The 19769-nt window shown below is 65.1% G+C and carries 12 protein-coding genes and 2 rRNA genes (1 of these 14 only partly in view); 4 read left to right on the top strand and 10 right to left on the bottom strand.

The genetic code is table 11. The features are described from left to right. Positions 1 to 11: 11 nt before the first annotated feature. From uvrA to FHX37_RS05910, 7 genes are all read right to left on the bottom strand, one after another. Positions 12 to 2846, bottom strand: a complete 2835-nt coding sequence (uvrA, locus tag FHX37_RS05945; protein WP_141925047.1) for an excinuclease ABC subunit UvrA — start codon at positions 2844 to 2846, stop codon at positions 12 to 14. 243 nt (positions 2847 to 3089) lie between these two features. Then, complete coding sequence (locus FHX37_RS05940; RefSeq protein WP_141922554.1) at positions 3090 to 4097, bottom strand: TerC family protein; 1008 nt, start codon at positions 4095 to 4097, stop codon at positions 3090 to 3092. Between the two features lie 288 nt (positions 4098 to 4385). After that, positions 4386 to 6086, bottom strand: coding sequence for a DNA repair protein RecN (gene recN / locus FHX37_RS05935; protein WP_141922552.1), 1701 nt, complete (start codon positions 6084 to 6086; stop codon positions 4386 to 4388). A gap of 662 nt (positions 6087 to 6748) precedes the next feature. Next, positions 6749 to 7720 (bottom strand): NAD kinase, encoded by a 972-nt coding sequence (locus FHX37_RS05925; RefSeq protein WP_141922548.1) that lies wholly within the window; start codon positions 7718 to 7720, stop codon positions 6749 to 6751. Positions 7721 to 7919: 199 nt separating this feature from the next. After that, positions 7920 to 8720 (bottom strand): TlyA family RNA methyltransferase, encoded by an 801-nt coding sequence (locus tag FHX37_RS05920; protein ID WP_141922546.1) that lies wholly within the window; start codon positions 8718 to 8720, stop codon positions 7920 to 7922. A gap of 589 nt (positions 8721 to 9309) precedes the next feature. Continuing rightward, positions 9310 to 9549, bottom strand: coding sequence for a hypothetical protein (locus FHX37_RS05915; protein WP_141922544.1), 240 nt, complete (start codon positions 9547 to 9549; stop codon positions 9310 to 9312). A gap of 31 nt (positions 9550 to 9580) precedes the next feature. Further along, the gene (locus tag FHX37_RS05910) at positions 9581 to 10486 is read right to left on the bottom strand and encodes a membrane fusogenic activity family protein (protein WP_141922542.1); all 906 of its coding nucleotides are present in this window, start codon (positions 10484 to 10486) and stop codon (positions 9581 to 9583) included. Between the two features lie 162 nt (positions 10487 to 10648). Here FHX37_RS05910 and FHX37_RS05905 point away from each other — a divergent pair, with 162 nt between their 5' ends. The 4 genes from FHX37_RS05905 (at position 10649) to nhaA (ending at position 15092) form a co-directional block, all read left to right on the top strand. Continuing rightward, complete coding sequence (locus FHX37_RS05905; protein WP_141922540.1) at positions 10649 to 10999, top strand: SCP2 sterol-binding domain-containing protein; 351 nt, start codon at positions 10649 to 10651, stop codon at positions 10997 to 10999. Between the two features lie 144 nt (positions 11000 to 11143). Next, positions 11144 to 12154 carry an HAD-IIA family hydrolase gene (locus tag FHX37_RS05900; RefSeq protein ID WP_141922538.1) on the top strand — a complete coding sequence of 337 codons (1011 nt, stop codon included), beginning with the start codon at positions 11144 to 11146 and terminating at the stop codon, positions 12152 to 12154. A 214-nt stretch (positions 12155 to 12368) separates the two neighbouring features. Then, the gene (locus tag FHX37_RS05895) at positions 12369 to 13277 is read left to right on the top strand and encodes an MBL fold metallo-hydrolase (RefSeq protein ID WP_141925046.1); all 909 of its coding nucleotides are present in this window, start codon (positions 12369 to 12371) and stop codon (positions 13275 to 13277) included. Positions 13278 to 13844: 567 nt separating this feature from the next. After that, entirely contained in the window at positions 13845 to 15092 is a 1248-nt protein-coding gene (gene nhaA / locus FHX37_RS05890; RefSeq protein ID WP_141922536.1) for a Na+/H+ antiporter NhaA, read from the top strand. A 67-nt stretch (positions 15093 to 15159) separates the two neighbouring features. On the opposite strand, the gene FHX37_RS05885 is transcribed toward nhaA, so the two are convergent. The 3 genes from FHX37_RS05885 to FHX37_RS05875 all read right to left on the bottom strand — a co-directional run. Then, positions 15160 to 15819: a tetratricopeptide repeat protein gene (locus tag FHX37_RS05885; protein ID WP_246062115.1), complete on the bottom strand. Its 660-nt coding sequence runs from the start codon at positions 15817 to 15819 to the stop codon at positions 15160 to 15162. A gap of 916 nt (positions 15820 to 16735) precedes the next feature. Continuing rightward, positions 16736 to 16854, bottom strand: a 5S ribosomal RNA gene (gene rrf / locus FHX37_RS05880). Positions 16855 to 16968: 114 nt separating this feature from the next. Continuing rightward, positions 16969 to 19769 (bottom strand): 23S ribosomal RNA (locus tag FHX37_RS05875); it runs 280 nt beyond the window's last position.

The raw sequence follows: 19769 nt of genomic DNA, 5'->3' as shown, positions 1-19769 counted from the left end.
CAGCAGCCGCCTCACAGCATCGGGGCCAGGAACTGCCCCGTGTAGGACTCGGCGACCCTGGCCACCTCTTCCGGGGTTCCGGAGGCCACGACGGAACCGCCGGCCTTCCCGCCCTCGGGTCCCATGTCTATGATGTGGTCGGCGGTCTTGATGACGTCGAGGTTGTGCTCGATGACCATCACTGTGTTGCCACCGTCCGCCAACCGGTCCAGCACCCCGAGCAACTTGCGTATGTCCTCGAAGTGCAGTCCCGTGGTCGGTTCGTCCAGCACGTAGACGGTACGTCCGGTGGAGCGGCGCTGCAGCTCCGAGGCGAGTTTCACCCGCTGCGCCTCACCGCCGGAGAGGGTGGTCGCCGGCTGGCCGAGCCGTACGTATCCCAGACCGACGTCATAGAGGGTCTGCAGGTGCCTACGCACCGCCGATATGGGCTCGAAGAACTCCAGTGCCTCCTCGACGGGCATGTTCAGCACATCCGCGATGTTCTTGCCCTTGTAGTGCACGTCGAGGGTCTCTCGGTTGTACCGGGCACCGTTGCAGACCTCACAGGGAACGTGGACGTCCGGTAGGAACTGCATCTCGATCCGGATCGTGCCGTCGCCCGCGCACGCCTCGCACCGTCCTCCCTTGATGTTGAAGGAGAACCGGCCGGGCTGGTAACCGCGTACCTTCGCTTCGTTGGTCTGCGCGAACAGCTTGCGGATGTGGTCGAAGACACCGCAGTACGTGGCCGGGTTGGACCGCGGGGTACGGCCGATCGGGCTCTGGTCGACATGCACGATCTTGTCGATCTGGTTCACCCCGTTCACCCTGGTGTGCCGCCCCGGGACCGAGCCCGCCCCCTGTAGCTCCTTCGCGAGGGCCTTGTACAGGATCTCGTTGACGAGAGTGGACTTGCCGGAACCGGAGACACCGGTGATGGCGGTCAGGACTCCGAGGGGGAACGCGACGTCGATGTCGTGCAGGTTGTTCTCCCGCGCGCCCTTCACGACGAGTTCCTTGCCCTTGGCCGTGGGACGCCGGGAGGAGGGAACCTCGATCTCCCGCTTGCCTGTGAGGTACTGGCCGGTGAGGGAGGTGCTGTCGGAGAGCAGCTCGTCCACCGGCCCGGACACGACGACGTCTCCACCGTGTTCCCCCGCTCCGGGACCGATGTCCACCGCCCAGTCGGAGGACCGGATGGTCTCCTCGTCGTGTTCCACCACGATCAGCGTGTTCCCGAGGTCACGCAACCGGCGCAGCGTGTCGAGCAGGCGGATGTTGTCCCGCTGGTGCAGTCCGATCGACGGTTCGTCCAACACGTAGAGGACTCCGACCAGTCCCGAACCGATCTGGGTCGCCAACCGGATACGTTGCGCCTCTCCGCCGGAGAGCGACCCGGCCGGCCGCTCCAGGTTGAGATAGTGCAACCCCACGTCCAGGAGGAATCCCAGACGGGCGTTGATCTCCTTGAGCACCTGGGAGGCGATCATCCGGTCCCGATCGCTGAGTTGCAGGTCGCGCAGGAACTGGGCGCACTCGTCCAGCGGCAGCGAGCAGACGTCGGCGATCGAGGCGCCTCCCACCGTGACGGCGAGCACGACCGGCTTGAGGCGGCGTCCCGCGCAGCCGGGGCACGGCACGGTACGCATGTACCCTTCCAACCGCTCCCTGCTGGTGTCGCTCTCACTCTCGGCGTAGCGCCGTTTGACCCAGGGGATCACGCCTTCGAAGCTCGTGTAGTAGGCGCGGGTGCGCCCGAAACGGTTCCGGTAGCGCACGTGCACCTGCGTGTCGTGACCGTCGAGGATCGCCTTCCGTCCCGCTTTGGGGAGACGCTCCCACGGCGTGTCCAGGTCGAACCCGATGGCGTCCCCGACCGCCTGCATCAGCCGGCCGAAGTACTCCCTGCCGTGCCCCGAGGACCACGGCGCGATCGCGCCGTCCGCCAGCGTCTTCTCCGGGTCCGGAACGACGAGTTCGGGGTCGACCTCCATCCGGGTGCCCAGGCCGGCGCAGTCGGGACAGGCGCCGTAGGGCGAGTTGAACGAGAACGACCGCGGTTCGAGCTCCTCGAAGGAGAGGTCGTCGTAGGGGCAGTACAGGTGTTCGGAGAAGACCTTCTGCCTGCCCGGATCCTCCTCGGGAAGGTCGACGAAGTCCAGCACGATGGTTCCGGAGGACAGGCCCAGTGCCGTCTCCACGGAGTCGGTGAGGCGTTTCTGCGCCGACTCCTTGACCGTGAGCCGGTCCACGACCACGGAGATGTCGTGCTTCTCGTACTTCCTGAGAACGGGGGCCTCCTCCAACCGCACCTGGGAACCGTCAACGACGGCTCGGGTGTAGCCCTTGGTCTGCAGGTCCTTGAACAGTTCGGCGTACTCGCCCTTACGCCCCCGTACGACCGGGGCGAGCACCTGGAAGCGGGTCCCCTCGGCGAACTCCAGTACACGGTCGACGATCTGCTGGGGTGTCTGTCGAGCGATCTCCCGTCCGCAGTCGGGGCAGTGCGGCACTCCGATACGCGACCACAGCAGGCGCAGGTAGTCGTACACCTCGGTGATGGTGCCGACCGTCGACCGGGGGTTGCGGCTGGTCGACTTCTGGTCGATGGAGACCGCGGGGGACAGCCCTTCGATGAAGTCCACGTCCGGTTTGTCCATCTGACCGAGGAACTGTCGGGCGTAGGCGGAGAGCGACTCGACATAACGCCGCTGCCCCTCGGCGAAGATGGTGTCGAACGCCAGGGAGGACTTCCCCGACCCGGACAACCCCGTGAACACGATCATCGCGTTGCGCGGCAGGTCCAACGAAACGTCCTTGAGGTTGTGTTCCCGGGCCCCCCGGATCACCAGTTCCTCGGCCATACGTGCCATCAGCCCCTTCGGCACCGGCGCGCAACAGACGCACCAGGACTCTTATCTGCTTGCCGCGCGGAAATACGGCCGCCGCACCCAGGGCGGATCGAAACACTGTTCGGACACCGGTCGTCGCGCGGCGTCAACCCTCTGACGATAACCACTCACGGACGCGGAATCTTCCAGCGCGCGCCCATCCGCGAGACCCCCGCGGATGCCACCACTATATACGAACACTCGTTCGATACCGGGCTACTCTCCGGACTCTTCCCGCTCCTGGGGAACAGCTTCCGCGCGCGGTGTCGGACGGGAGGTCAGCAGACTGGCCACCACGGTGACAGTCATCACGCCGATGATGACCGAGAGGGAGAGGGAGGTCGTGACCTCCACGACCTCGACACCGTTCTCGTGCAGGGCGTGCAGGATCATCTTGATCCCGATGAAGACCATGATGGCGGCCAGGCCCCAACTGATGTAGGCCAGCCGGTCCATCAGCCCTGCCAGCAGGAAGTACAGCTGGCGCAGCCCCAGCAGGGCGAACGCGTTGGCGGTGAAGACGATGTAGGCGTTCTGCGTCAGTCCGAAGATGGCCGGGATGGAGTCGATGGCGAAGACGAGGTCGGTGACACCGATCGCCACGATGACCATGAGCATCGGGGTCACGTAGCGCCGCCCCCCCTGGCGCACCGTGAGGCGCGGGCCGTGGTACTCCTCGGTGACCGGCCAGACCTTCCGTACCATGCGCACGGCGAAGCTGTCCGAGTAGTCCTCGTCGGAGTCACGCGAGACGTGGTCGCGGACGATCTTGACCGCCGTGTATATGAGGAACGCGCCGAACAGGTAGAAGATCTCGCTCCAGGCGTTGATCGCCTGCGCTCCCACGGCGATGAAGGCACCGCGCATGACCAGGGCGATCACGATCCCCACCAGCAGCACCTCGTGCTGGTACTTCTTCGGGACGGCGAAACTACCCATGATCAGGTAGAACACGAAGAGGTTGTCGACGCTGAGGCTCTTCTCCGTGATGAAGCCGGCGAAGTACTCCCCTGCCACTGTCCCGCCGCCCACGTACCACAGGCCGACTCCGAAGAGCAGGGCTATCCCCATGTAGAAGGCCGCCCACCATGCGGCCTGACGCATGCCGAACTCACGCGGCCCGCTCTTCTTGCTCCACGGATGGTCGACGATGGCGAGATCGGCGATCAGTACGGCGAGCATCCCGCCGACCGTGACAAGCCACACCCACATCGGGACGTTCATGGATACACTCCTCCGGTTGCCGTGCCCGTAATGCGCAAACGGACATGTCTCGCACCGGAGGTCTCTCCCGTCCCGGAAGCACCACGGCTCAGCCACGGCACCGTCCATGGACCGGCGGCACCGGGTTCGCCTTATCGCGATCCGTGATGACGACACCGCCGTGTAAGGGATACTCCCCTCACCATGCGTTCACGAGCCACGCAGCGTCCACGCAGTCGCAGCTTCGTGACACTCTTCTATCATGCCATGGAACCACACATGCGAGACACGTCCCGACGGGGACCGCCGTCAGGACGCCCGAGCGGTGTCGGCGATCGTCAGGAGTTCCTCAGCGTGGGCCTGGCCGAGCTCCGAGTCCTCCAACCCGGCCAGCATCCGGGACAGTTCCCGAGTACGGCCGGCCCGGTCCAGACGCGTGACGCCGCTCTCCGTCACGGTTCCCGCCCCGGATTTCTCCACGACCAGGTGAGCGTCGGCGAACGCGGCCACCTGGGGAAGGTGGGTCACGACCACCACCTGTGCCGCTCTGGCGAGACGGGCGAGCCTACGACCGACCTCGACCGCCGCCTTCCCCCCGACTCCGGCATCCACCTCATCGAAGACGAAGGTGGGCACGGGGTCGGCACCGGCGAACACGACCTCGATCGCGAGCATCACCCGGGAAAGCTCGCCCCCCGAGGCCCCTTTGTGCAACGGGAGCGGCGGAGCTCCGGGATGGGCGACAAGCAGGATCTCGACCTCGTCCCGGCCGTGGGGACCGAAATCATCCCCGGCTGTCACCCGAACACTGACCTGGGCGTGGGGCATGGCCAACGCGGTGAGTTCCTCGGTGACAGCGGCGGAGAACGTCTCGGCGGTCTCGGTGCGGATCCGGGTCAGCTCGTCAGCCAACTCGAGCAGTTTGGAACGCAGCTCCTCCTCTTCATCGCGCAGCTCGTCGATGCGCTCGTCGTCCCCCTCGAGCTCCGCGAGCCGTTTGGCGGCGTCCTCGGCCCAGGCGAGGACATCGTCACTGCTCTCCCCGTATTTACGGGACAGTTGGGCAAGGTGGGCCCTGCGCTCCTGGACGGCAGCCAACCGAGCGGGGTCGGCCTCGATCGAGTCGGCGTAGGAGGCCAGCTCGGTGGCGATGTCACCGAGGACGTGGCTGGCCTCGTCCAGCCGGTCGGTCACCGATGCCAATGACGTGTCATGGTCCCGTACCGCCGCCAACGCATGGCGTGCCGAAGCGAGCAGCCCCACAGCGTCGGCCTGCATATCGGCGTCCGGGTCCCCGGTGAGTGCCCGGTTGGCGGTGGTAGCGGCGACACGCAGGGAGTCGGCATGGGCGAGCCTGTTCTCCTCCGCGAGCAGCTCCGCGTCCTCGCCCGGGGTGATCTCGGCGTCAGCGATCTCCTCGACACCGAACCGCAGCATGTCGGCCTCCTGCTCGCGGTCGCGCGCGCGGCTGGTCAGCTCCTCCAGTTCCTCGGAGACCTCACGGTGCCGACGGTAGGCAGCGGCGTAGGAGTTGAGTGTCCTGGTGAGCGCCTCTCCGGCGTAGCGGTCGAGAGCAGCGCGCTGCCGCTCCGTGCGCAGCAGACGGTGCTGGTCGGACTGGCCGTGTGTGGCGACGAGGTCGTCCGCGAGGCTGGCGAGCAGGCTCACGGGGGCGGAGCGCCCGCCCGCGGAGGCCCGGGAACGGCCCTCCGCCGACACCGAACGGGTGAGGATCAGTGCTCCCTCGTCGAGCTCCCCCCCGGCCTCGGAAACGCGCTCCGTGACCCGGCTCTCCTCCGGGAGTGTGATACGCCCCTCGACGAGGGCGCGTTCCGCACCGGGGCGCACTCGTTGCGGATCAGCACGGCCGCCGAACAGCAGTCCCAGCCCTGTCACCACCATGGTCTTCCCCGCACCGGTTTCACCGGTAACAACCGTCAGCCCCGGCGACAGCTCCAGCATGGCGTCGTCGATGACCCCGAGACCCTTGATACGGACTTCTTCGAGCACCGAACTCTCTCCCGCTTCCACCGGTGATTGCCGCTTCGTCCTCGGCGTGTGCCTGTCGGCAGTGAACGCCACTGTTCACTTACAGTCGACGTGCTCTCCGCCGCGAACGGCGAAGATCCTTCCCACGGTTCCTGCCGCCGGGAGGACGGTACTTCCTTTCGGGTTCCCGCTGCTTCCTGCTTCTGCGGCGGCCGCCCCGCGGCCCGCACCGCATCCGCAAGCGTTTCGCCTCTCCGCCCGCCCAGCGGCGAGGATATTAGCAGCGGCATTCGCACCCCTGCCGTGGGCCACGTCGCGTGGGCACCGCCAGGTACCTGCGGGCCACGGTGCGGTCCCGTCGCCGTAGCCGCGCGTGCGCCACCTCTGGCTGGTGGAACCCACGGGCCGTGTGGCCACGGGGGCGTGCCCCCACCAACCGCACTTTTCCGACAGTAACCGGCGGAACGTTTCCCAGGAAGCGTCGTGGACCCTTGTCGCCAGCCGCGCACGAACCGGATCCGATGCCCTCCGAAACACCGGAGGGCTCTCACGGGCGCTCCGGTAGGGGAGCCGTACCGCGGCCGCACCACGGAGCGCCTCCCTCTCCGCAGCGCGTGTCACACACCGGTACCGGCCTCTCCCGCGTGGGGCCGGCCGCCCGCGGACCGGAAATCCGTCCCGGCTCACTCCTGGTCACGTTCGGCGCGTCCGCGCCATCCCAGAACGGGAAGACCGAACTTGGCGACAAGCCGGTCAGTGAACGGTGCCTGCTGCAGGCGAGCCAGACGCACCGGTGTCTCCGCGCGCTTCACCTCGACGCGTGCTCCCGCGGGCAACTCGACCATACGACGCCCGTCGCACCAGAGCACACCCTCCGTGGTCTCCGGGACCACCTCAAGCGCGATACTCGCCTCGGGAGAAACGACAATGGGCCTGGCGAACAACGAGTGCGCACTGATCGGTACGACCATGAGCGCCTCCACCTCCGGCCACACGATGGGGCCGCCAGCGGAGAAGGCGTGCGCGGTGGAACCGGTGGGGGTGGCACACACCACTCCGTCGCATCCCCACCGGGACAGGGGGCGCCCGTCGATTTCCAGCACCGCGTCCAGCATGCGGCGTGCGCTCGCCTTCTCCAGCGTGGCCTCGTTCAGAGCCCAGGTCCGCACTGGGGGGACACCACTGTCACGCCCGCCGTTGTAGACGGCGATATCCAGTGTCATCCGCTCCTCGACCTCGTACTCGCGCGCGACGACACTGTGCACGGTCGCGGAAAGATCCTCGCGTTCGGCTTCGGCGAGAAAACCGACGTGCCCCAGGTTGACTCCCAGAAGCGGGGCGCCTGCGGGCCGAGCGATCTCCGCCGCCCGCAGCAGCGTACCGTCGCCCCCCAACACCATGACCACCTCAGCGCCGTCCGCGGCCTCGTGGTCCCGCACCAGCTCCACCGGCTCCAACGCGCACCCGGCACGTTTGAGCTCGTCCGCCTCGCTGGCCAGCATCCGCACCACCAGCCCGGCCTCGGTCAGACTGTGGTGAACCAGCTCAGCACTGCGCATGGCCGCGGGCCGACCGGTGTGCACCAGCAACAGCACGCTCCTGTCACTGGGGCTGCTGAACGTGGTTGTTCCGTCATCCCGACCCGCGCTGGTCATGGCAGTAAACTCCTCGCGCTCGTGGCGGTCCCGAAGGCACCGTTGTTCTGCGGTCCGGGCCACCCACCCGCGCACACGGTGCCTCGTTTCGACGTTATCGCCGCCGCCGCCCTCCCGAAGCCCCTCGCCTCGTTCACATACAGTGTGCCGGGCTTCCGGGGGGTTCTTCGGGAACTGGCGGCCCCCGGCCGCCGCCGTGTCACTGGGGCCCCTCGCCGAGAGTGGACCGCAGACGCGACTCGTCCAGTGGACCGGCCCCGCGACGCAGCCACAGGAAGTACTCGACGTTGCCCGACGGACCCGGAAGCGGGCTGGCCGCAGCGTCGGCCACCCCCAGCCCCAGGGTCCCTGCTTTCCCCGCGACCGAACGAACAGCTTGACCGCGAAGCTCCGTACTACGGACCACACCCCCGGCACCGACCCGGTCCTTGCCTACCTCGAACTGCGGCTTCACCATCAGCACGAAATCGGCGTCCGCGGTGGCGCACTCCACCAGCGGCGGAAGCACCAGGGTCAACGAGATGAAGGACAGGTCCGCCACCACCAGGTCAGGGACCACGGTCCCGACCCGTTCCGGGGTGAGTTCACGTATGTTGCACCGTTCCACCACCGCAACGCGGTCATCATTGCGCAGCTGCCATGCCAGCTGTCCGTAACCGACGTCGACCGCGATGACGTGCGCCGCGCCTCTCCGAAGCAGGACGTCGGTGAATCCGCCGGTGGAGGCTCCCGCGTCGAGGCACGGCCTTCCCTCCGGGTCGATCCCGAAAGCCCCGAGCGCTCCGAGGAGTTTGTGCGCACCGCGCGACACGTAGGGCGGTTCCTCGTCCGGAACGCGCACCACGATCGGCTGGTCGGTGCCCACCTGGGTGGCAGGTTTCACCGCCAGCATCGCTCCCACCTGAACCTGACCGCTGTCGATCAGTTCAGCGGCGTGCGCGCGGGATCGGGCGTACCCCCGACGGACGAGTTCGGCATCGAGCCGGCTTCGTTTGGCCATGGTCGACTGAATGCGCCTATCTGACGTTGGTCTTCGCTCTGAGGGGGTTGGATCCCTGGTGTACTGCCCACCGGACGCAGGAGTCGCCAACGAGCCACTGGGACCACCGGCCGTCAGCACGGCTCTTCCGCACCCTCGGCGTGAACGGTGCGTTCCCCCTACGGCCGGTTAGCACGGTCCCGTCCGGGTGCGTGACACCATCCGTCCTGGACCACGGTACGGCCTCGTGGCCCCGACGGCGTCAGCAACCCTCCCCGGAAGGAGCGCGCCCGGTTCCTGCCTCGGGGAGGGAGCGACGGATGACGGAGCCGGTTCGTCCCTCTGCCCGCTGAGTACCAGCTCCGTACGGTTGGCCCCGGCCATCGGGTGTTGTCCGGGCCGTGTCCGGTTCCATCGCCACGACAGCGCGGCGCGCACGCGTGCACAGCGTCGGCTGTGGTTCGGATGGTGTGAACGCGCGGAGGAGACACTCCTGGCCCGCCTTGTCACACTGCCGGGGCCTTCCGGCTGCTCCCCTTCCCTCCGGGGGTCCTTCCCGCACCACGACGGGCGCGTCTCCCAGCAGCGGAGGTTCGTGCGGGACGCGCTCTCAACCGCCGTTGTCGTTTCCGCTCACACCACCGGAGCCAGCGGGAGGTGCCGTACCGGTGTCGGCGTCTCGGTCCAGCACCCCGAGAACGCCGGAGAGTTCACGATGGAGTTCGTCGAATACGGCAACGTGGTCGCTTGTCGGCAGCTCGTCAAGTGCCGCCAACCGTTCCCGCGCACTGCGCAACGTCCGCTCGGCCAATCCGGGCGCATCCGCGTCGCCGTTTTCCGCGTTCGTCACCTCTGCACGCACCTTTCCGGAACGACGGTGCCTACTTCCGCTTGTTCGTACCGGACCTTCCCTCGCTCCGCGCACCATTGCCCCGCGCCGTCTCCGGCTCCGTGACGTTCCCCGCGGGGGTGTTGGCAGCGGTCGAGACCGAGCCAGCGTTCTTTCCGCGTCCTCCGGACCGCTTGTTTCCCGCTTTGGACGCAGACCGCGACCCTGCGGCTCCGCCGGTTTTGGCCTTGTTTCCCGCTTGGCTGTTGGAAGGCTTCTTCCCGGTATCGGCGTCCGTTATCCCCGAGGAGGCCGGATCACCGTTCTCACTGGGTTTCTCCTCCAGTGTTTCCTCCGGCGCACGGCGCTCTCCGTCCGTTCCTGCCTCGGGGGTTCCCTGTGCGTGCTCTGTCGTCGTTTCTTCTTCGGAAACGTCCTCCCGCGGCTCCGAGGTTTGCCGGGCCGTTTCCGAGGAGCTTCCCAGCTCGGGAACGGGTGTTTCTGGTGACGTCTGCTCCGGCTGTTCGACAGAGGCGGTGTTCGGGTCAGCACCGGGTTCGGCTCCGGGAGCCTCACCGCTCCGTTGGTGGAACCGCTGGGTAGCCATCCGACGCTCCAGCTCGGCCACCCTGCGTGCCAAACGGTCGTAATCGCTGCGACGCACAAGGTCAGCCCGGGACAGAGCCCGGTTGACCTCGGCTTCCACCACACGGAGCAGGGCGTCCCGGTTGGCTTTGCTGGTCTCGAGCAGATCGTTGGCCAGGGTCTGGATACTCTGCCCCACACCGGGGGGAGAAGGCGGATGCTCCCCCTCGGAGGCAGCGGCGTCCGTCCCACCGGTGCCGTGGCTCTCCCTCTCCTTCAACAGTGTTTTGGCCGCCGCCACAGCGCGCTTGCGGGTCAGCTCCGTGAGACCACTGGCAGCATCAACATAGGCGCGCACCGCGTCAACGACCATCGTTATATTCTCCTTGCCGAACAACCACTGTCACTGCGAGTCAGGTAGCGGTGCCAACGCTACCGGTGTCGGGACGGTCCTGCGGCGGAAACCGGTCAGCCACCGGGCTGGTACGTCGCCCTTGCCCTGCCACGAGAACCAGAATCAGGCATGATAGGCATTATGACCAGCATCGAAGAGTGTGAGGCGGCGATCCGCAACCTCTCCAGCAGAGTGGCGGAACTCGACGAACACAGCCGCCGCAAACATCTGGTGGAACGCAGTATCAGCGTCGCGGTCCCCGACCTGGAGGTTGTTTTCGACATGCGGCTCACCAGCCAAGGGATATCAGAGGCAACCACGCGTGACGCAGAGGTTTCCTCCCCGCCCGCACAGGTCCGCATCACTGTCTCCAGTACCGATCTGGTCGCTCTTTCCGAGGAGAGGCTGGACCCGCGTAAGGCGGTCCTCACCGGGCGTGTGAGACTCGACGCCAGCTTCACCGACCTGATGCGGATGCGCAAGCTAATCTGAGAACACCGAGCCGCCGAGTACCCGAGGGACCACTGCCGAACGAGACACCCGTCTCCCGGATCTCGGCTTCCGCCACCCACAGCCACGCTCCGGTGCCGTTCCGGTCCCGACCCTCTCACTCCCGCCTACCGTTACTGAACAGTCATGGCTCTTCTCTCTTCCGACCGCCCCCTCAACAGCACGTACGACGCTGCTCTACTCGACCTCGACGGGGTGGTTTACCTCGGTTCCCGGCCGGTTCCCGAAGCGCCGGAAGCCGTCCGCACGGCGCGTGGGGCCGGGATGCGTATAGCTTTCGTGACGAACAACGCGTCCCGGACCCCCGCCGCGACGGCCGAACGTCTCACAGCCATGGGGATCGAAGCTGTCGCCGACGAGGTGGTGACGTCAGCCGAAGCCGCGTCCCGGCTGGTAGCCAAGCGGTTCCCCGCCGGCTCTCCCGTCCTGGTCGTCGGCGATACCGGAGTGCGGGTCGCGTTGCGCGTCCAGGGGCTGCGTCCGGTCTCCGCCGCGGCCGAACACCCTGTGGCAGTCGTACAGGGCTACTCCCCGCGCATGAGTACGGACCTGCTCGGTGAGGGGATGCGGGCCGTCTCGCGCGGCGCTCTCTTCGTGACGAGCAACAACGACGCGACGGCTCCGGGCGCGGAGGGCGCCATGCCCGGTAACGGCTCATTGGCGCGAGTCATCGCCCACGCCACGGGAAAGGAACCCATCGTCGCCGGAAAACCGGAACCTCCCCTCCACGAGGAAGGGGTGCAACGGACCGGAGCGGTCTCCCCCATCGTTGTCGGAGACCGCCTCGACACCGATATCGAGGGAGCACACGCGCGAGGAGCCGCGAGTCTGCTCGTGCTTTCCGGGGTGACCTCTCCCTCCGACGTGGTCCATGCTCCACAACACGCGCGGCCGTCCTACCTCGCTTCGGACCTCACCGGCCTCAACACGCCCCATCCCCCGACGTATCCCGACGGTGATGGCGGGATGCGCTGTGGTGGCTGGACAGCCGCGGTACGGGGCGGCGAGGTGGAACTCACCGGCAACGGAGAACGGCTGGATGCCCTCCGCGCTCTGTGCGGGGCAGTATGGGAGGCCGCGCGCGAAGGGGTGGGCAGCCCCAAGACTATCGCCGCGCTACACCGACTGGGGTACTGACCGTAGTCGTCGGGGGCCCGTAGGCGGCCTTTCGTTCTTCTCGGGCACGCCGTCAGCCCGGCCCATGGCCGGAACCAGCGCCGTGCACTAGATTTGGCACCGGCCGGGAGCCGCAGGCAAAGGAGAGAACACCGTGCAAGACGTGGCAGATTCGGCTGGGTTCCCCGAAGGAGTGGTCCCGTTGGGGGCCGAGGTCTTCGCTATCGATACCCGGATGGCCGGCTATCCCGGGATCACTTCCAGCTACCTGATCCGGACCGAACACCCCTGCGTGGTCGAGGTCGGCACCGCGGGTTCAGCACCGGTGCTCCGGGACAGGCTGGCTGCTCTCGGCGTGGACGCGCGTGACCTCGCCACCATCGTCGTCACACACATTCATCTCGACCACGCTGGCGGTGTCGGAGAAGTGGCGCGGATGTTCCCCAACGCCGAGGTCGTGGTGCACGAACGCGGGGCCCGGCACCTGGCCGATCCGACACGGTTGATGCACAGTGCACGCCAGGTTTGGGGGGACCGGTTGGATGTCCTGTTCGGTGAGATGCGGCCCACCGACAGCACCCGGATCCGTTCCGTCTCCCAAACGGGCCGGATCGAGCTGGGCAACGGCCGCGAGCTCGTGTCCCACTACACGCCGGGACACGCGAAACACCATGTCGGACTGCTGGACTCCGGTACAGGCGACCTCTATGTGGGTGATGCCCTGGGTGTCTACAACCCTCATACGGAAGACGTCCGGCCCGCGACCCCTCCCCCGGATTTCAATCTGGACGCGGCTCTGTCCTCCCTGCAACTGTTCCGCGACATCGGACCACAACGCCTCATGTTCTCGCATTTCGGCGCTGTTCCCACTGTGGATGACACCATTGACCGCGCCGAAGAGGAACTGCGCCTTTGGGTTGAAACAGTACAAAGCGCGCACGCGAGCACCGGTGACCTGGACCATGCGATAGCAATGGTCCGCGACCAGGTACTCACCCGTTACCGTCCTCTCCCACCAGAAGCTTCGACCGAAGCAGCAGAGGTCATGGAGGTTCTCAGCGGGGTGGAAAGCAATGTGGCGGGAATCGGGCACTGGCTGGACCAGGTGGCCGCGGAACAGAGGAAAGAACAGGGCGAAACGTAGATCGCAGCAACCTGTTTCCCGCAGCCAGAAACACTGACACGCGGAACTCCGGACTTCCGGGGGAACGGAATGGAAACAGAAACCCTGTTTTCGGCCCTACGGCCCCGGTCCTCGCTCTCCGGCAGCTGTTTCGTCACCTGCTACCACCACCCCGGGGAAGGTTGTCTTCGGTGGATAGTGAGAGGCCGCGCCACTATCCCCGCCCGCTCGCTTCGGGGAGTTCCCCGGCAAGGATGGTGACCCCTCGTGCCCCGACGCTCCCGAGGGACCCGGCAGAGTGCCGCACCTACCCCGTCGGGGACACACCGGAAGGCCTTCCCCGGATCGCCACGAACGCTCAGGTGATAACCCCACCCCCTGCCCTCCGAGGTGTGATTAGCGTCTCCTACGATCAGGGAGTCCGCTGTTGGGCGGAGCTCCGCCACACCGGACGGCCCGGAACAATTTGGACAGTGTGCGTGGTGTCGGGCAGGGTAGGTGGGGCGGTGTTGCGACAATCCGCTAGGTGTGCCGGGAAGTCTGGTCGGCGATGTGACACAACCCCAAGGACGACTCGGGAGCTGGTGCATGGTCAAAAAAACTGGTGTGCATGCGATCGCCGACACGCTACGCAAGGACGCTGTTAGCGGTTTCCTCCTCATCGGGGCGGCCGTTGTCGCGCTCCTCTGGGCGAACTCACCACTGTCCGGAATCTACGAGAGTCTCCGTGACTTCACCGTGGGTCCTTCCTCCCTCCACCTCGATCTCTCGCTCGAAACGTGGGCCGCCGACGGACTTCTCGCCGTTTTCTTCTTCATCATCGGTGCGGAGCTCAAACAGGAGTTCGTACACGGGGAACTACGTAATCCCCGGCGTGCCATGCTTCCGATCGTCGCCGCGATCGGTGGAATGGTGGTACCTGCCCTACTCTTCGTCAGTCTGAACACCGCCCGCCCCGAGGCACTCAGCGGGTGGGGCATTCCCATGGCCACCGACATCGCCTTCGCGTTGGCCATTCTCGCTCTTGTCGGCCGGCACCTCCCGCCGGCCCTCCGCACTTTCCTGCTGACCCTGGCGATCGTGGATGATCTCGGTGCGATTCTGGTGATCGCGGTCTTCTACACCGCGGACCTGTCGTTCCTTCCGCTGTTCATCGCCCTGGTTCTGTTGGGAGTGTTCGGTTACCTGCAACAGGGACGAGGGATCGCTGCGGCGCTGGACCGTTCTCCCCTCCCCAACTGGGTCGTTTACGTACCGCTCGCGGTTGCTATCTGGGTCCTTGTGCACGAGAGCGGGGTTCACGCCACCATCGCGGGGGTTGCCATGGGCATGCTCATGCGAAGCAACATCAACGAGGGCGAGTACGAGTCCCCCCTCCACCACGCGGAACACATGCTGCGCCCCTGGTCCTCCGCGCTCGCTCTGCCGATCTTCGCCCTGATGTCGGCCGGTGTCGTGTTCTCCGGTATCGGTTCGATGTTCGCGGATAGCGTCGCCCTGGGCGTGATGGTGGGCTTGGTCGTCGGTAAACTCGTGGGAATCCTCGGCGGGGCGTGGCTCACCACCAAACTTACCCGCGCGGAACTCAACCCGACTCTCAGTTGGGTCGACATCGGTGGAATGTCGATGCTCGCCGGAATCGGATTCACCGTATCTCTGCTGATCACCGAGTTGGCTTACAGTGACGCGGTCACCACGCTGGAGCACGCGAAAGGCGGAGTGCTTCTGGCGTCGTTCACCGCAACCATTCTGGCGACCATCATCCTGCTGCAACGAAGCGCACACTATCGGCGGCACGGTGTGCCCACGGCAGAACACGAGACAGAAAACAGCTAGGTTACACACATAGAAAGGGGCGGCTTCCCCTTGAACCGGGAAGCCGCCCCTTTTTTCGTGCGCAGCGTCAGGAACGCTCATCTGGCGACGCTTCGTCCTCCCCGGAATCCGAATCACCGGTTTCGGGGTCCTCTTCCGCGTCGCTCCACAGCAAGCCGTCTCCCGAGTCAACGAGTTCGAGGCCTTCCAACGCCGCCAAGCGTTCGTCGGCGTCCGTTACGCCTTCACGATCGACAGCAGAAGCGTGCGCGAAATAATCACGAGCGTCCTTATTCCGCCCGACGGCCAGGAGAGCGTCCGCGTAAGCATAGAACAACCGCGCGACCCAGGGGCGAGCTCTTCTCTCCTTGAGTTCCGGGATCTGGAGTTCTATGAGCGCTGCCTCCGACTGTCCGAGGTCAGTACGTGCTCCAGCAGCAACGATCCGCAGCTCAACCCTGTCCGCTACATCAAGCTGTTGCGCCTGGGGGTCGGCGCAGAACTCGAGGGCACGCTCCGGGCGCCCGAGTCCGCGTTCACAGTCAGCCAGAAGAGCCAGGAAACTGTTCTGGCCGCTCATCCTTCGCGCGGCACGCAGGTCCGACAGAGCCTCCTGCCATTTTCCGGCCCGGTAAGCGGCTACTCCTGAGGCTTCCCGTACGGCACTGACCCGGGATGCTTTACGGCGCGCGTAAGTAGCGTGCTCGTAGGCGGTTTCGGGATCCTCATCGAGAAGTTCACCGGCCATCACAAGATGGCGAGCGACGGTTTCGGCCAGCGAACGTGGCAGGGTTTCCAGCTCTCGGCGCACCTCACGATCGAGCTGATCCGCGGTGATCCTGTCCGGCAGTTTCGGGGCGGACTCCCCCGTCTGTGCGGCGGGACGGCTGCCAGCAGTTTTCCCTCCCCGCTGGGCGGGTTTCCCCTTGTCCCCCTGGCGGGGATCACGGTTTCGCTTGTCGGAGCCACCGGCTTTGCTGTCCGAACGCCGGTCGCCAGAGCCGGATGAGCGTCCGTTTTGACCGGAACTTTTTCGGTCACCGCGTTTGCCCCCGTCTCGGCTCTGGCCCGACCTCGCACGGTCATTCTTACCGCTGCCGCCTTGCCCACGGTTGCCAGAACCCTGTGGTCCCTTCGGCCGGCTTTCATCAGTCATCGTTTTCCGGGCCTCCGTCTCTGAGCCATCCAAAGGGATGGAACGCCCCTCCTCCTTTCCGGGAAGATAGGCGGCTCACCAACATGTCACGACAAGCGGACACACACCCGCCCCGTTTCCGGCAACGCGAGGGACGCTCTTCCCGCCCGGAGCTTTGCGGAGCAAGCCATCCGACAGGGTTCCGTGGCACGCGGAGAGCCAGGAGCGTCCAGGAGCGGAACGCGACGTTAGAGCATTCTCCTACCCAACATCTAGGGTCCGGACGAGGTGTTTCCTGGTACGGGCGCGTCAGGCTGTGCTCAAACGCGCGCCTGTACCCTGGTGGCTCGGTTACATCCGTTACGAATACGATTGTATGTCTTCCCTGGCGAGAGGGCACACGGCTGTTTGGTTCCTCACGAACCAGCCCTGTTGTCGACACAATCTCTTTGACAGCATAAAAAGTGGGGTGTGGATGTGAGGGAAACCCACCCGGGTCTCCACCCCACACCCACACCCCACAACGAATGTCCGGCGGTGACCTACTCTCCCACCCCGCACCATAGGGGCAGTACCATCGGCGCAAGAAAGCTTAACGACCGGGTTCGGAATGGCACCGGGTGTTTCCCTTCCGCTCTCACCGCCGTAACCCACACCCACACACGCACACGCGCGCGTGGGGGGACACTCATGAGGGACCAACCACCACCCACAGGCAGCAGCAATCCGTGAAATAGTGTGCGCGAACAACCATGTATCCATGGTGGACAAGCCCTCGGCCCATTAGTACCGGTCAGCTCCACCCCTCACAGAGCTTCCACCTCCGGCCTATCAACCCCATCATCTCTGGGCGGCCTTACCCCCACACAGGGGCGGGAGACCTCATCTCCAAGCAAGCTTCCCACTTAGATGCTTTCAGCGGTTATCTCTCCCGAACGTAGCCAACCAGCCATGCTCCTGGCGGAACAACTGGCACACCAGAGGTTCGTCCGTCCCGGTCCTCTCGTACTAGGGACAGCCCTTGCCAAGTCTCCAACGCGCGCAGCGGATAGGGACCGAACTGTCTCACGACGTTCTAAACCCAGCTCGCGTGCCGCTTTAATGGGCGAACAGCCCAACCCTTGGGACCAACTCCAGCCCCAGGATGCGACGAGCCGACATCGAGGTGCCAAACCATCCCGTCGATACGAACTCTCGGGGAAGATGAGCCTGTTATCCCCGGGGTACCTTTTAGCCGTTGAGCGACACCCCTTCCACACGGTGGTGCCGGATCACTAGTCCCTGCTTTCGCACCTGCTCGACACGTCCGTCTCGCAGTCAAGCTCCCTTGTGCACTTACACTCACCACCTGATTACCAACCAGGCCGAGGGAACCATTGGGCGCCTCCGTTACCTTTTAGGAGGCAACCGCCCCAGTTAAACTACCCACCAGACACGGTCCCCCACCCGGATCACGGGCGCGGGTTGAGGTGTACGACATGATCAGAGTGGTATTTCACCAACGCCTCCACCAACACTGGCGTGTCAGCTTCCCAGGCTCCCACCTATCCTACACAAACCATCCCACACACCAATGTCAAGCTGTAGTGAAGGTCCCGGGGTCTTTCCGTCCTGCTGCGCGAAACGAGCATCTTTACTCGTAGTGCAATTTCACCGGGCCCATGGTTGAGACAGCGGGGAAGTCGTTACGCCATTCGTGCAGGTCGGAACTTACCCGACAAGGAATTTCGCTACCTTAGGATGGTTATAGTTACCACCGCCGTTTACCGGCGCTTAGATTCCCAGCCTCACCCCGCAGGGCTCACCAGTCCTCTTAACGTTCCGGCACCGGGCAGGCGTCAGTCCGTATACCGCGTCTTACGACTTCGCACGGACCTGTGTTTTTAATAAACAGTCGCTTCCCCCTGGTATCTGCGACCCAGCGCAGCTCCCACCGCACGGGTGTTCACCACACCGGGCTCCCCTTCTCCCAAAGTTACGGGGACAATTTGCCGAGTTCCTTAACCATGGTTCACCCGACCGCCTCGGTATTCTCTACCTGACCACCTGCGTCGGTTTCGGGTACGGGCCGCACGCACACTCACTAGAGGCTTTTCTCGACAGCACGGGGCCACTCACTTCGCCACACCGGCTCGACATCACGCCTCACCCCACTGCAGCACGGATTTGCCTATACTGCGGGCTACACGCTTATCCCGGGACAACCACCGCCCGGTAGAGCTCCCCCTCTGCGTCACCCCATCGCTGACCCACACATGGTCGGATCCCACGCCACAACACCACCACACCCGCAGGTGCGACAGCATCATGGTGGTGGTTAGCATACCCACATGCCGGTCCGGACGCATACGCACGGGTACGGGAATATCAACCCGTTATCCATCGACTACGCCTGTCGGCCTCGCCTTAGGTCCCGACTCACCCTGGGCGGATTAACCTGCCCCAGGAACCCTGAGTCACTCGGCGCCAGGGTTTCTCACCCTGGTCTCGCTACTCATGCCTGCATTCGCACTCGCTACCGCTCCACCCCCGGTCACCCGAAGACTTCACCGCAGGCAGCGACGCTCCCCTACCAACCCCACCAACGGTGGGGCTCCACAGCTTCGGCGGTGTGCTTCAGCCCCGCTACATTATCGGCGCATAATCACTTGACCAGTGAGCTATTACGCACTCTTTCAAGGATGGCTGCTTCTAAGCCAACCTCCTGGTTGTCTCAGCAACTACACAACCTTTCCCACTCAGCACACGCTTAGGGGCCTTAGCTGGCGATCTGGGCTGTTTCCCTCTCGACCACGGAGCTTGTCCCCCGCAGTCTCACTGCTGCACTCCCACGTGACGGCATTCGGAGTTTAGCTGATCTCAGTAACCAATACGGCCCATCGACCAACCAGTCGCTCTACCTCCGCCACGCACCATGCAACGCTGCACCTAAATGCATTTCGGGGAGAACCAGCTATCACAGAGTTTGATTGGCCTTTCACCCCTACCCACAGCTCATCCCCCAGGTTTTCAACCCTGGTGGGTGCGGGCCTCCACGACGTCTTACCGACGCTTCACCCTGGCCATGGGTAGCTCACTCCGCTTCGGGTCTGCAGCATGCGACTCACGCCCCATTAGAACTCGCTTTCGCTACGGCTCCCCCACACGGGTTAACCTCGCCACACACCACAACTCGCAGGCTCATTCTTCAATAGGCACGCCATCACCACCCCAACAAGGCAGCTCTGACGGCTTGACAGCACACGGTTTCAAGACCTCTTTCACCACCCCTCACCGGGGCACTTTTCACCTTTCCCTCACGGTACTCGTCCACTATCGGTCACCAGGACGTATTTAGGCTTGACAGGTGGTCCTGCCAGATTCACACGGAATTTCACGGGCTCCGCGCTACTCGGGACCATGCCCACCGCAACCAGCGCAACTCCACCTACGGGACTCTCACCCTCTTTGGTTCCGGATCCCACCGGATTCGACTCACCACACTGGCCCCAGCGGAAGCCGGCAGACTCCCACAGGCACATCCCACAACCCCACACACGCAACAGCTGCCGCCTTGACACGCG

It is taken from the genome of Haloactinospora alba (assembly GCF_006717075.1).
Lineage (GTDB): Bacteria > Actinomycetota > Actinomycetes > Streptosporangiales > Streptosporangiaceae > Haloactinospora > Haloactinospora alba.
Note: the sequence above shows the minus strand (reverse complement) of the source record. Positions and strands in the feature narration are given on the sequence as shown.